The following is a 12,953-nucleotide window of genomic DNA, read 5'->3' on the forward strand; positions in this document are numbered from 1 at the left end:
GGTAGCGGCAGGCCCATGTAAATAATTTACCCATGGACAGCATCGGAGGTAAACGATTGACGCAGATCATCCCAGCGAATACGGTCGATGTAAGCGACATCACAAAAGTTGTCATGCCCTGCTCATCCGGAAAGGCTCCCCATGACACTCAACCGCCGAAAACTCATCCACGCGTCGGGACTGGCGGCAGCGGCCGCCGTCGTGTCGCCATTTGCCCCGAGCGCCAGTGCAGCCACCGGTCTGGCCACCCGCCCCGGAAAGCCTGGAACAGTTACCACCGGCGCCGACGTTGCCGCCGCCGACAACTGGGGCATTTTCGCCGACCGCCGGGTGGGAGTCATCACCAACCCCACCGGAGTCCTGGCGAACTTCCACTCGATCGTTGACGACATGGCGGAAAAGGGCGTCGACGTGAGGGCAGTCTTCGGTCCCGAACACGGCTTCCGGGGCACGGCCCAAGACGGCGCCAGTGAAGGGACCTCCGTGGATCCCCGCACCGGCATCACGGTCTACGACTCCTACGGCGCCGATGTGGACCACTACGTGGGCTTTTACGAAAAGTCCGGCGTCGACACCATCTGCTTCGACATCCAAGACGTGGGGGCGCGGTTCTACACCTACATCTGGACCATGTGGGGTGCCATGCAGGCCGCCTCCCGGACGGGCGCCAGGTTTGTCGTACTGGACCGTCCCAACCCGATCGGCGGACAGGCAAGGGGGCCGGTCCTGCAGCGCGGATTCGAGTCCGGGGTGGGAAAACTGGGCATCGCACTCCAGCACGGCATGACCGTGGGTGAGCTCGCCAAGTACTTCAACGCGGTGCATTTGCCGGCCGTGGGCCTCGCTCCCCTTAAAGACCTCCACGTGGTGGAAGTACAGGGGTGGCGCCGCGAGATGACCGGCCCGGATAACCGGGCAACGTGGATCCTGCCGAGCCCCAATATGCCCACCCCGGAGACCGCCCTTTTGTACCCGGGCACGGCACTTTTCGAGGCCACCAATATGTCCGAAGGCCGCGGAACCACCAGGCCGTTCGAACTGATCGGCGCCCCCTACGTGGATTACCGCTGGGCCGAGGCGCTCAACGGCAAGGGCCTCGCCGGCGTCACCTTCCGCGAGGCCTACTTCCAGCCCACGCTCTCCAAGAACCAGGGGGTCATCTGCGGCGGAGTCCAGGTGCACATCACCGATCCTGCCCGCGTTGAGGCCCTGGAAGTCGGCACCCACATGCTGGTGGAAGCCAAACGGTTGTACCCGGGCTTCGCGTGGCGCGGCGACGCCGGACGCTGGATGGGGCTGTTGAGCGGGTCCGCCCGCTTTGCCGAACAGCTCGACGCCGGTGCTGACGCCCGCACCATCACGGACAGCTGGCGGGCGGAACTGGGTCAGTTCGTCCGGGATACCCGCCAATACCTCCTCTACAACGGGCCACGCTAGGCCAGCCGGAAATACTGTGACGATTGGGATGGGAATTCACATGCTCAGAAAAGGAAGTACCTTGATGACGGCCGCCGCCACGGCGCTGCTCATGACGGGCGCGGGGGTGGTGACTGGCGGGGTCGCTGCGGCCGCCCCGCCCACTACGGCACGCACGACGACGGTCACCGCCTCACCGGACATCGAGGCAATGATCTCCGGCATGTCGCTGGACGAAAAGATCGGCCAAATGACCTGGACCCACGTTTACGGATCCTCGGCCGATGACACGTCCATGGCGGCAAGCAACCAAGCACGTTACGGCGTGAATACTCCGGCGGAAGTCGTAGCCAAGTACAACCTTGGCGGCGTCCTCTACTTCGCGTGGTCCGGGAATACCAACAACCCCCGGCAGGTTGCCGGGCTGTCCAACGGCCTGCAGGAAGCCGCGGTGGGCCAGGACGGAACCGGCATTCCGCTGGCGGTCACCATCGACCAGGAAGGCGGCCTGGTTGCCCGCATCGGACCGCCGGCCACCGTCCTCCCGGGAAATATGGCGTTGGGAGCTACGGCAGACGCGGAACTTGCGAGGGCGCAGGGCGAAATCCTGGGCTCTGAGATGCGTGCCATGGGCATCAACGTGGACTTCGCGCCGGTGCTGGACCTCAACTCCAACCCGGACAACCCCGTGATCGGCATCCGCTCCATGGGCGAAGATCCCGCGTTGGTCAGCGCGCTCGGTGTGGCGCAAATCGACGGCATCCAGGAACACAACGTCGGCGCGGCAGCCAAACACTTCCCCGGCCACGGCGATACCTCGGTGGATTCCCACTACGGGCTCCCCACCGTCACCTACGACCGGGAGACCCTGAACCAGCACCTGAAACCCTTCAAAGCCGCCATTGACGGTGGCGTGGACATGGTCATGACAGCGCACATCATTGTGGAGGCCATCGACGCAGAGATGCCCGGCACCCTGTCCCACAAGGTCCTCACAGGATTGCTTCGGGATGAGCTGGGCTTCAAGGGCCTGGTCACCACCGACGCCTTGGATATGGCCGCTATGGCCGCCGAATGGCCCCAGGAAGAAATAGCCGTCAAGGCCATCCAGGCCGGCTCTGACATCCTGCTTAACTCCCCCGATGTGGACGCCTCGTTCGCAGGTGTCCGTGCCGCCGTCGAGTCCGGAGAGCTCGCCGAGAGCCGCCTAGATGAGTCCGTCCGGCGGATCCTCGAGTGGAAGGTCAAGCGGGGTGTCTTCGAGCAACCGATGTCAGACCCCGACGCTGTGGACACCCTTGTTGGAAGCGCAGAGAACCTGGCCACGGCCAAGCTGATCTCGGACCGGGCAGTGACCCTGCTCCGCAATGAGGACAAGGTCCTTCCTCTCGCATCCGGCAGCTCGGTACTCATGGTGGGGGCCGGTTCAGCCTGGCCGGAGCTCGCGGGACCGATGCTCAAGGAGCAGGGATTTACGGTCACTGAAGACTACGAGGATGGGGCTTCCCCGTCCTCGGCATACCGCGCACGTGCGGTAGCCGCAGCCGGCACCGTGGATGCCGTGGTCTTCGCTTCGTACAACGCAACCGGCAACGCTGCGCAGCAGCAGATGGTGGCGGAGCTGGCAGCCACTGGGACCCCCGTCATCGTTGTGGCCACACGCAACCCCTACGACATCAGCGTCTTCCCCGGCGCCGACGCCGTGCTCAACAGTTACGGGGTCAAGGACGTCAATTTCCACGGTGCCGTCCGTGCCATTTCAGGGGCGGTGAACCCCGGCGGCAAGCTTCCGGTCAACATACCGGAGGCAAACGGCGACGGCGTCCTGTTGCCTTTGGGCTTCGGCCTCCACTACGACACCGCGACGCCGGCAACGGTCACCTTCACGGACAAGCCGGGCCGCGGGCAGGACTCGTACACGGTCCCGGCGGTGGACGGCGTGGTCTACCTGGTTGACGGCAAGGAAATCGCGGCCGGAACGTACAAGAAGCCTGAGGGCACTGTGACAGTCACTGCCGTCCGCGGCAAGGGGTACGTCTTTACCGACGGCGCCGTCACCGAATGGAGCCACACGTTCACCACGGGGCTGCCCAAGCCGTAAGGCCCAGGTTGAATGGTTAAAAGGCTCACACCACCGACGAGTTCATCAGTGCGACCGTGATGAGCAGGGCAACCCCGAACATCGGCAGGCAAAGGACCATGTTGGTCAGGCGGTTGTCCCTCATCACGGCCACGAACTCGCGAAGGAAAGCGCTGGGCACAAAGTACCTGGCGGTCGGAGCACCCACTACCTCCGCGTTGATCTTCTGGCGTCGGGACAGGAGGGCAGCGCGGAGTACGTGGTAGTTGTTGGTGCACACCAGCAAGGGCCCTTGGATTCCCTTTTCAGCCAACAGGGCTACGGAATAGGCCAGGTTCTCGCGGGTGGTGGTGGCCTGGTTTTCTTCCAGCACGTCGCCGGAGGCAGCGCCCTTTGCCACCAGATACTCCTTCATTGCCGTGGACTCGGGCCGGGGTTCATCCGGGCCTTGACCCCCGGAAGGCACCAGGACCGGCCTGACCGGTGCGCCGCCGTCGTAAATTTCCAAAGCCTTGTTCAGGCGCGCGGCGAGCAACGGCGGGACTTTGCCGTCGATCAAACCGGAACCCAGGACAATGACGGCCGCCGGATTCGCGCTGAACCGCATCCTTGAATACACCAGGGCATACCCGAGGAACACCACAAAGGCGCAGCCCAGGTAAGCGCAGAGGAAGAAGGCCAACGCAGCGAGGCCTGCCAGGACGGGCTGCCCGCTCAGGACAAAGAGGAACGCGACCACCGGGGCGAGGAACACCGCCAGCCCCACCGCAATAGGCAGAAAGCTGCTGATGCCGGGGCCTTCCCTGCGGACCATGGTGATCCCGTTGGCGATCAGGAAGCCGGCGAACACGAAGATGCTCACCACCGGAACCACCACTACCACCAGGTTCAGCCATTCGAACCACGGGTTCAGGTCGATCAGGAAGTCCAGTATGGCCTGCAACAGGAGCCATACCGCCACCAGGAGCAGCACCCCGTTGCGGAGCCTGCGCCGATCGGACTGGTAGGAGGCAAGGAAGAGCCCCGCGAAGAGAAGTCCAAGGACCAGGTTCAGCATGGTCCAAGCCTATGCGTTGGGGGCTGGTGCCTCGCGGTGCCCGGCTCAGGCCGATTCGCGGATGACCAGCTCCTGTGCTTGTCTAAGCAACTGCTGGGCGAACTGGTTCAACACCGCCGCCACAGCGCCCGGGTGGCTCAGCGTGGCGTAATGGCCGCCCGGGATTTCCACCGGTTCGATTCCCAGCCGATCCTGTACTTGGCGCCGCATGAAGGGCGCTGGAAAGAACAGGTCGTCCCGGCACAGAATGGCCAGTGTGGGCACGTCCGGATGCTGGCCAGGCCAAGGCCCTGACATCCAGGCACCTTGCTGATCGCGCTCCTTGTCCCGGGCTTGCTGTGCAAGATCGTCAGGAACCAGGTTGAAGAACGACTCTTCGGGGATGGTCTCGCGGTTATGCCCGGTATTGGTCCACCAGTCGCCGAAGGTCTCGCCAGGCATGGGAATCATGGCCGAGAGATACACCAGGCCGTCGGACGTGAGTTCATTGCTGACCAAGGGTGCCGTAAAGCCACCCAGCGAGTGGCCCACAACTATGGTGTGCCGCGCGCCGTCCGCCGCCCTGGTTGCCGCGCGGGTGTAGTCCTCAAGCATCGCGCCGTCGTCTTCAATAGGGAGGTCGACCGCGATGACCTCATGGCCCGCCGATTCGAGCAAGGGCTTGACCAAGTGCCAGTCCCATGCCGTGGAACCGCCGCCATGAATCAGTACGAAAACCGCCATTTCCCCTCCCCGTCCCAGTTCACCGTGTGCCGTCACCAACGGGTCCGCAAAGCCACGTGTGGCCGGTGGGTTGATCAGAAATTCATCGTAGTGCCGGTCCTCCGGCAAAGGCCAGAACACCTGGGTGCTGCCTGAGGCGCGTCTGGTGCGTCCCGCCGTCGAGGGCTATTCCGCGGCCCAAGTGCGGGGTAGACTCCGGCCCAGGCGCGGGGGAAGCGTCTTGGCACTTTGGGGGGATTGCAGTGGGAACTGTTGTCAGTGTTTCAGGAACGCCTGTGCGCCGCTTTGCTGACCGGGGGCGGTCCCGCTGGGGCACTTTGGTTGCGGCAGCCGGAGTGGCGTCGTTGTTGATTTCCGGGATCCCAACTTCTCCTGCTGCGGCAGACATCGTCGCGGACATCATCGACGTGGGGCCCGAAGCCAGCGACGTAGCGGTCAACCCCGTCACCAATACTGTGTATGTCACTACCCGCGATGGGCTGACCGTCATTAATGGAAAAACACAGGCCACAGTCAAAATAGCAACGGGGAGAACCCCGGTGGCTGTCGCGGTTAACACTGCGACCAACAAGATCTACCTCAGCCTCAAAAGTGACCCATCCGCGCCGGGATCCGTGGCTATTGTCAACGGTGCCACTCATGCCGTCGCCAAAGTTACGGTGGGCGCCGCTCCCGGAGAGCTGGTCATCGACCAGAAGACCAACAAGATCTACGCGGGCACCCTTGACGGCGTTTCCGTCATTAACGGAAGCACCAACGCCAGCTCCATCATCAACTCCGGATCGGTCAGTACGCTGGCCATCAATCAGGTGACCCATCGGCTGTATACCCTGGGTGGAGGTGGCCTCAATGTCATCGACACTTCAACCAACGCCGTGACTCGCATTGACCTGGGCACCAATGCAATGCCGAGTTACTTGGCCGTCAATCAGGTGACCAACAAGGTATACGTCGCCGTACGGGCGCGGCAGTATGCAGCGCTGGAAGTTGTTGATGGAGCCACAAACCAAGCAGGCGGGATGTTCTCCGATCTCAACGCCAGCCCCACGTCCCTTTCCGTGGATGAAAAGAACAATCGGGTCTACTTCGGCCGGAGTTCGCTGGGGGATGGCACCATTTCATCGCGGACCGGGCTGCTGGCGATATTCGACGACGGCGGACCGGGGCGCGTCGATATCAGAACCGGCGCGGCGCCAGGAGCGATTGCCGTCAACGGAACCACCAACAAGGTGTATTTTGAGGCCGGGTACAGGGGCACCACGGTGGTCGATGGTAAAAGCTTTGCTCTCTCCACACTGTCACACCCCTTTACGGGCACCCTGGCCGTCAATGAGGCCACCAACAAAATCTACGCAAGCAATTGGCAAGGGTCCGTAACGATCATTGACGGGAACAGCCCCACACCCCTGAAAAACGACTTCAGCGGTGATCGAAAGACGGACCTGTTGGCCCGCGACGCTTCGGGTGTCTTGTGGCTCTACCCGGGAAACGGGGCCGCCGGATGGCTCCCCCGCACCCAAGTGGGTTCGGCGTGGAACTCCATGACCGCCGTCGTCAGTCCCGGCGACTTTAACGGCGACAAGAAACCGGACGTTCTTGCCCGCGATGGTGCCGGCCACCTGTGGATGTACCCGGGAAACGGGGCGGGTGGTTGGCTGGCGCGGGTTCACGTCGGGTCGGGCTGGAATGCCATCACGGCCATCGTTACGCCAGGGGACTTCAATGGGGACGGCACCGCCGACATCCTCGCCCGCGATACTTCCGGGACCCTCTGGCTGTACCCCGGCGACGGTCGGGGAGATTGGTTGCCCAGGACCAACCTAGGGACCGGCTGGAACGCGCTGACGGCAATTGTTGGCTCGGGTGACTTCAACAGCGATGGCACCCCCGATGTCCTTGCCCGTGACGGATCCGGTGTTCTCTGGCTCTACAACGGGAACGGCACCGGAGGCTGGGCATGGGACCGCCAAAAGGTCGGTGAGGGTTGGAACAGCATGACGTCCATCGTCGCCCCAGGAGATTTCAACGGTGACGGGCGGCCGGACATTGTGGCCCGCGATGGCAGCGGCTCACTCTTCTTGTACCCGAGCGCCAGCGGTGGAGCGTGGCTGCCTACCGTCCGGATCGGACAGGGCTGGAATGGCATGACCGCCCTGCTCTAGAAACAGTCAAGTTATACCCCTAGGGGGTACTTGCTTTATACCCCCATGGGGTATAAGTTTGTGTCATGAGCACGCCAGATCTGAGCATTGGCCAACCTGATGCATCCACCATCAACGTGGAACCGGAGCACGCCGCACCCCACGGGTACACCAGCAACAAGGATGCCTACCTCAAACGATTGAAACGGATCGAGGGGCAAGTCCGCGGAATCGCGCGGATGGTGGAGGACGACAAGTACTGCATCGACATCCTGACCCAAGTAGCCGCCGCCACCAAGGCCCTCCATGCCGTCAGCCTTGGACTCGTAGAGGAGCACATCGGCCACTGTGTGGTCGGCGCTGCCTCCGAGCCCAACCCGGAAGCCCGCGCCGAACAGATCGACGCCAAAGTGAAGGAGGCCACCGATGCCATCGGGCGCCTGCTGCGGTAATTCCGCCAACAACCACCACACCATTCAACTCACCACCAAGGAGAGCTCCATGAGCCAGACCATCCAGACCAACGTCAACGTTTCCGGCATGACCTGCGGCCACTGCGTCTCCAGCGTGAGCGAAGAACTTGAGTCTCTCACCGGCGTCGAAAACGTTGCCGTAGACCTCAACCCCGGTGGGCTGTCCACCGTAACCATCACCTCAACCAAGGAGCTCTCGCCGTCTGAAATTGGCGAAGCCGTGGCAGAAGCCGGCTACCTGGTGGTAGCCAACGAAGCTTAGGAGTCCTCTTGAGTACCCAGGAGACTTTCAACCAACCTGCACACAGGGTCATTGAACTGGACATCGAGGGCATGACCTGCGCCTCGTGCGTCAATCGAGTGGAACGGAAACTGGGCAAACTTGAAGGCGTCGAGGCAAGCGTCAACCTGCCCCTCGAATCAGCCCATGTCACCGTCCCGGCAACCGTGACGGACCAGCAGATCGTCGACACGGTCAACGCCACAGGCTACAAAGCCACCGTCCGCCAAGCCCCAACGCCCCACGCCCGCGAACCCCGTCCCCATGAGCACCACCACGGCAACGAGGCTCCGGAATCAGAGCATGATGCCGGGCACGAAAATCACATGGAGCACGGCCCCTCCGCATCGACGCTCCGGCCCCGCCTGATCGTCGCCGCCCTCCTGACCGTTCCAGTCTTCGCCATCTCGATGATCCCCGCCCTCCAGTTCGCAAACTGGGGTTGGGTTGTCGGGGCGTTGGCCCTGCCGGTGGTGAGTTGGGCTGCCTGGCCGTTCCACAGGGCTGCTGCCGTCAACGCCCGCCACTTCGCCTCCACCATGGACACGCTGGTGTCCATCGGTGTGATCGCCGCGTACCTCTACTCTGCGTGGCAGTTGTTCGCGGACCCCCGGATGACTGAACACCCCGGCATGGAGAGCATGTCCGGCGGCGGGCTGTACTTCGAGGTCGCCGCCGTGGTCACCACGTTCCTGCTGCTGGGGCGCTACCTCGAGGCGAACGCGAAGGCCAAGGCCGGCAATGCACTCAAGGCCCTGCTGAATCTGGGTGCCAAGGATGCCACGATCCTGGTGGACGGTGTGGAGCAGAAGATTCCGGCCGATCAACTCCTGGTGGACGACCTCATTGTGGTCCGCCCGGGCGAGAAGATCGCCACTGACGGCGTGGTCACTGATGGTGCTTCCGCCGTCGACGCTTCACTGGTGACGGGCGAATCGGTGCCGGTCGAGGTTGGACCCGGGAGCGCGGTGACAGGCGCTACCATCAACACGTCCGGCCGCCTGCTGGTGCGTGCAACCCGTGTTGGTTCTGACACGACGCTCGCCCAGATGGGTCGCCTGGTCAGCCAGGCACAAACCGGGAAAGCACCTATTGCCCGGCTCGCGGACAGGATCAGTTCGGTCTTTGTGCCGATCGTTTTGGTGATTGCCCTGGTCACGTTCCTGTTGTGGCTGTTCTTCTCGGGTGACCTCAACGCAGCCTTCACGGCCGCGGTCGCTGTCCTGGTTATCGCTTGCCCCTGCGCCTTGGGCCTGGCCACTCCTGTGGGTCTGCTGACGGGAACGGGCCGCGGCGCTCAGCTGGGCATTCTCATCAAGGGCCCACAGGTCCTTGAGGACACCCGGCACGTGGACACCATCCTGCTGGACAAGACGGGCACCGTAACCAGCGGCAAGCTCGCAGTCGACCACACTGTCGCACTGAACGGCCATTCAGCGGCCACCGTCCTGACATTGGCAGGAGCCGTGGAAGCCGCTTCCGAGCACCCGATCGCCCACGCGATTGCCGCCTCGGCGCAAGAAGCACTGCACGACGCCGGCAGCCTGCCTCGCGTTGAGGGCTTCAGTTCCGCTCCGGGCGGCGGCGTCCGGGGAACCATTGCGCTGGACGGGGTGACCAGGACTGTCGTCGTCGGGCGCTCCGGCTGGCTCGAGGAGAACGGCGTTACGCTCGACTCAAGTCACCGTGAAGCACTTACCTCGGAGGAAAACGGTGGTGCCACGGCGATCTGGGTTGCCGTCGACGGCCAGCCTGCCGGCATTATCAGCCTGAGCGATACCATCAAGCCCGGTTCGGCAGCGGCAATCCAGAAGTTGAAGGACCTGGGCATCCGTCCCATCCTGTTGACCGGCGACAACGCTGCCGTGGCCGCCCAGGTGGCTGCCGCCGTCGGGATTTCGCCTGAGGACGTATTCGCCGGTGTTCTGCCGGAGGGCAAGGTCGAGGCTGTCAGGAAGCTGCAGGCTTCCGGCGCTACGGTGGCCATGGCCGGTGACGGCGTCAACGACGCTGCAGCCTTGGCACAGTCGGACCTTGGCATCGCCATGGGCTCGGGCACGGATGTCGCCATCGAAGCCTCAGACCTCACGGTGATGGGCAGCGACCTTGGTCAGCTGGTGCAGGCGATTGAGTTGTCCCGCAAGACCCTGTCCACCATCAAGACCAACCTGTTCTGGGCATTCTTCTACAACGCGATCGGCATCCCGGTGGCAGCTCTCGGATTCCTGAACCCGATGATCGCCGGCGCAGCGATGGCAGCGAGCTCAGTGCTGGTGGTAGCGAACTCGCTGAGGCTGCGGTCGTTCGGGAAATAGACCCGGAAAGCGAACAGGGGCCTGGTTAGGCCGTCCCGAAACGGACGGCCGACCGGGCCTTTGCTTTTGCTGCTTCCTCTTCCCGGTTCTTCGCCGGAGCGTGGCTCACCAGGGAGTCCAGGAGATGCTGCGTAATGTGGGCAATCTCGTGGACCGCCTCGGCGAAGGCTTCCTCGTTGGCTTTGGAAGGCTTGGTGGATCCACTGATCTTGCGCACGTATTGCAGCGCTGCGGCCTCCACTTCGGCGTTCGTAGCATGCGGTTCGAAGTTATGCAGGGTCCTGATATTGCGGCACATAACCCCATGCTAACTATGGGCAGTGCTGTATGGGGAGGGGTGCCCATCGACGGTTTTTGGATTCCCGGGATAGGTTTTAGTTATTGGATCTTCCGGATGAGCCGGAGGCCGCTGGGGATGCCGAAGAGCTCGGGTCCGAACAAATGAAGGAGAATCTCATGGCTATTTGGGGTGCAGATGTTGATCAGCTTCGTCAGCTCGGTAACAAGCTGAAGGCAGGTGCCGAGAACATCGAGCAGCAGCGTTCACAGCTCAAGGGTGCACTTGACGGCACCGACTGGAAGGGCCCGGACGCTGACAAGTTCCGCGGCGAGTGGGACAGCCAGCACGCTTCGAACCTGAAGAAGGTTGCCGACGCACTTCGCGAAGCCGGCGATCGCGCTCAGAAGAACGCTGAGCAGCAGCAGCAGGCCTCCAACTAAGACAGTTGGGAAGAACCCGGACGCGCAAGCGTCCGGGTTCTCTGCTTTTAAGGTCCGCCGGCTTAGCTGCGGGGCGCTTTGGTGACGGACCCTGACGGGACGGGTTCGACGTCGTTCGGGTGGTCCAGGACCCGGGCCGCAACCTCAGCGGTCTGGCCTTTAGCGGCGCGTCGGTCTCCCCGGAGCTCATCGACGCGGACCAGGACTACGCCGCCCACAATGAAGAGTCCGCCCAGCAACTGGATGGGGCCAGGGAGTTCGCCCAGCAGCAACCATGCCCAGATCACCGCGAACAGAACTTCGGTCAGGGACACGAACGATGCCACTTTGGAACCCAGGCTCCGCGCGGCCATGATTCCGGAAACATAGGCAAGGACAGTGGCCAGGATGATGAGTCCGACGGCGGACACCCACCACGGCGTTGTCCAAGGTCCGAGGGTTGTATCGGCGGTGCTGAACGTCATGGGCAGCAAACCCAGCAGGCCGACCAGCCACATCACCAGCGCACCCACCATAAGCCCACCGGACGCGAGCACCAGCGGAGGCAGGGTGTCGTTCTCCTTGGCGGTGATGAAGAAGTAGATCACCAGGCACACGGCCGCGGCCATGCCCCAAAGAACACCGATGAAGTCCACCTTTACGGCACCGGTCAGGTCGAGCACCAGGACCAGGCCACCCAGTGACAGGAGTGCGCCCACGGAGGTAAGTGCCCGGGGCCGGCGGCGGCTTGCGATCCACAGCCACAAAACGATCATCACCGGGGCCAGGTATTCCAGCAACAGGGCGACACCCACGGACAACCGCGCGACGGCGTTGAAGTAGAACAGTTGGCATCCTGCGACGCCGATCAAGCCGAACAACAGGATGGTCAGCCAGTTGTCCTTGAGTTGGTGCCAGCGGCCGCGGAGGACCACGACGGCGGGAATCAACAGAATCAGCGCGGCACCGGTGAGGCGCACGGCAACAGCAGCTCCGGGTGACCACCCGGTTTCCAGCATCGATTTGGCGAACGAGCCGGACGTGCCAAAGACAGCGGAAGAAAAGAGTGCGATGCCGAGTCCTGATGCCAGGAAACCTTGTGCATCAGCCTTCGTCGTTGGAGCTGACACAGCAGCCTCCTGTCAGGAGTAAAGTGGGCTTATGGTCATGACAGTACTCCCGGAACTTGTAAGGAGTCAAAGTGCTTTTTGCGCCTGACACCGAAATTGCCCTTCGCAGCGTCGTAAATCTCATCAACACTGCCGCCAACGGAGAGGAATCGCTCGCAACGCTGGAGGACCTCAACGCCTTTCTGGACGCCGAAGAGTTCACGGGTTCCAGGGTTAACTCCCCTGCGGAACTGACCAGTATCAAGCGTCTCCGCAGCGAACTCGCAGCGCTCTGGAGTGCCGACGAGGATACGGCGGCCAAGTCCGTCAACAAACTGCTGATCGATGCCAAGGCGCTCCCCCAACTGGTGAAGCATGACCACTGGGACTGGCACCTCCACGCCACCACGCCTGATGCTCCCCTGGCAGACCGGATGGGCACCGAGGCAGCCATGGCCATCGTCGACGTCATCCGCGGCAAGGAAATGGACCGCATGCGCGTGTGCGCGGCCGAGGACTGCGACGCCGTTGTGCTGGACCTCAGCCGCAACCGGTCCAAGCTCTACTGCGACACCGGTAATTGCGCCAACCGAGTCCACGTTGCCGCCTACCGGGCAAGGAAGGCAGCCGAGGGCGAGTAAAAGGGCATAATGGCGCTAT

Annotated in this window: 12 protein-coding genes; 8 read left to right on the forward strand and 4 right to left on the reverse strand. The window is 63.0% G+C overall.

What is annotated here, in order from left to right; all coding sequences use genetic code 11:
- The first annotated feature begins 141 nt into the window (after window positions 1–141).
- Together ABQM86_RS21600 and ABQM86_RS21605 are read left to right on the forward strand one after the other, a co-directional pair.
- Window positions 142–1,437 carry an exo-beta-N-acetylmuramidase NamZ domain-containing protein gene (locus ABQM86_RS21600; protein ID WP_369745550.1) on the forward strand — a complete coding sequence of 432 codons (1,296 nt, stop codon included), beginning with the start codon at window positions 142–144 and terminating at the stop codon, window positions 1,435–1,437.
- A 64-nt stretch (window positions 1,438–1,501) separates the two neighbouring features.
- Window positions 1,502–3,517 carry a glycoside hydrolase family 3 protein gene (locus ABQM86_RS21605; RefSeq protein WP_369745551.1) on the forward strand — a complete coding sequence of 672 codons (2,016 nt, stop codon included), beginning with the start codon at window positions 1,502–1,504 and terminating at the stop codon, window positions 3,515–3,517.
- Between the two features lie 25 nt (window positions 3,518–3,542).
- Here the strand turns inward: ABQM86_RS21605 and ABQM86_RS21610 are convergent, their stop codons facing one another.
- On the reverse strand, window positions 3,543–4,553 hold the full coding sequence (locus tag ABQM86_RS21610) for a YdcF family protein (RefSeq protein WP_089596971.1): 1,011 nt from the start codon (window positions 4,551–4,553) through the stop codon (window positions 3,543–3,545).
- Between the two features lie 45 nt (window positions 4,554–4,598).
- Window positions 4,599–5,276, reverse strand: coding sequence for an alpha/beta hydrolase (locus tag ABQM86_RS21615; RefSeq protein WP_280625005.1), 678 nt, complete (start codon window positions 5,274–5,276; stop codon window positions 4,599–4,601).
- A 275-nt stretch (window positions 5,277–5,551) separates the two neighbouring features.
- Between ABQM86_RS21615 and ABQM86_RS21620 the strand changes: the two genes are divergently transcribed.
- From ABQM86_RS21620 to ABQM86_RS21635, 4 genes are all read left to right on the forward strand, one after another.
- On the forward strand, window positions 5,552–7,438 hold the full coding sequence (locus tag ABQM86_RS21620; protein ID WP_369745552.1) for an FG-GAP-like repeat-containing protein: 1,887 nt from the start codon (window positions 5,552–5,554) through the stop codon (window positions 7,436–7,438).
- Between the two features lie 65 nt (window positions 7,439–7,503).
- The gene (locus tag ABQM86_RS21625; protein WP_337340080.1) at window positions 7,504–7,869 is read left to right on the forward strand and encodes a metal-sensitive transcriptional regulator; all 366 of its coding nucleotides are present in this window, start codon (window positions 7,504–7,506) and stop codon (window positions 7,867–7,869) included.
- Window positions 7,870–7,918: 49 nt separating this feature from the next.
- Window positions 7,919–8,152 carry a heavy-metal-associated domain-containing protein gene (locus tag ABQM86_RS21630; RefSeq protein WP_232481475.1) on the forward strand — a complete coding sequence of 78 codons (234 nt, stop codon included), beginning with the start codon at window positions 7,919–7,921 and terminating at the stop codon, window positions 8,150–8,152.
- An 8-nt stretch (window positions 8,153–8,160) separates the two neighbouring features.
- On the forward strand, window positions 8,161–10,485 hold the full coding sequence (locus tag ABQM86_RS21635; RefSeq protein ID WP_369745553.1) for a heavy metal translocating P-type ATPase: 2,325 nt from the start codon (window positions 8,161–8,163) through the stop codon (window positions 10,483–10,485).
- Between the two features lie 25 nt (window positions 10,486–10,510).
- Here ABQM86_RS21635 and ABQM86_RS21640 read toward each other — a convergent pair whose 3' ends face one another.
- The gene (locus ABQM86_RS21640; protein ID WP_089596993.1) at window positions 10,511–10,783 is read right to left on the reverse strand and encodes a DUF2277 domain-containing protein; all 273 of its coding nucleotides are present in this window, start codon (window positions 10,781–10,783) and stop codon (window positions 10,511–10,513) included.
- Between the two features lie 158 nt (window positions 10,784–10,941).
- On the opposite strand from ABQM86_RS21640, the gene ABQM86_RS21645 reads away from it, so the two are divergent.
- Window positions 10,942–11,205, forward strand: coding sequence for a WXG100 family type VII secretion target (locus tag ABQM86_RS21645; protein ID WP_011776688.1), 264 nt, complete (start codon window positions 10,942–10,944; stop codon window positions 11,203–11,205).
- A 62-nt stretch (window positions 11,206–11,267) separates the two neighbouring features.
- Here ABQM86_RS21645 and ABQM86_RS21650 read toward each other — a convergent pair whose 3' ends face one another.
- The gene (locus tag ABQM86_RS21650; protein ID WP_369745554.1) at window positions 11,268–12,314 is read right to left on the reverse strand and encodes a DMT family transporter; all 1,047 of its coding nucleotides are present in this window, start codon (window positions 12,312–12,314) and stop codon (window positions 11,268–11,270) included.
- Window positions 12,315–12,385: 71 nt separating this feature from the next.
- Here ABQM86_RS21650 and ABQM86_RS21655 point away from each other — a divergent pair, with 71 nt between their 5' ends.
- Window positions 12,386–12,934, forward strand: a complete 549-nt coding sequence (locus ABQM86_RS21655) for a CGNR zinc finger domain-containing protein (RefSeq protein WP_207595515.1) — start codon at window positions 12,386–12,388, stop codon at window positions 12,932–12,934.
- Window positions 12,935–12,953: the final 19 nt, after the last annotated feature.

Origin of the sequence: Paenarthrobacter sp. AMU7 (assembly GCF_041200195.1) — a bacterium.
Taxonomy (GTDB): domain Bacteria; phylum Actinomycetota; class Actinomycetes; order Actinomycetales; family Micrococcaceae; genus Arthrobacter.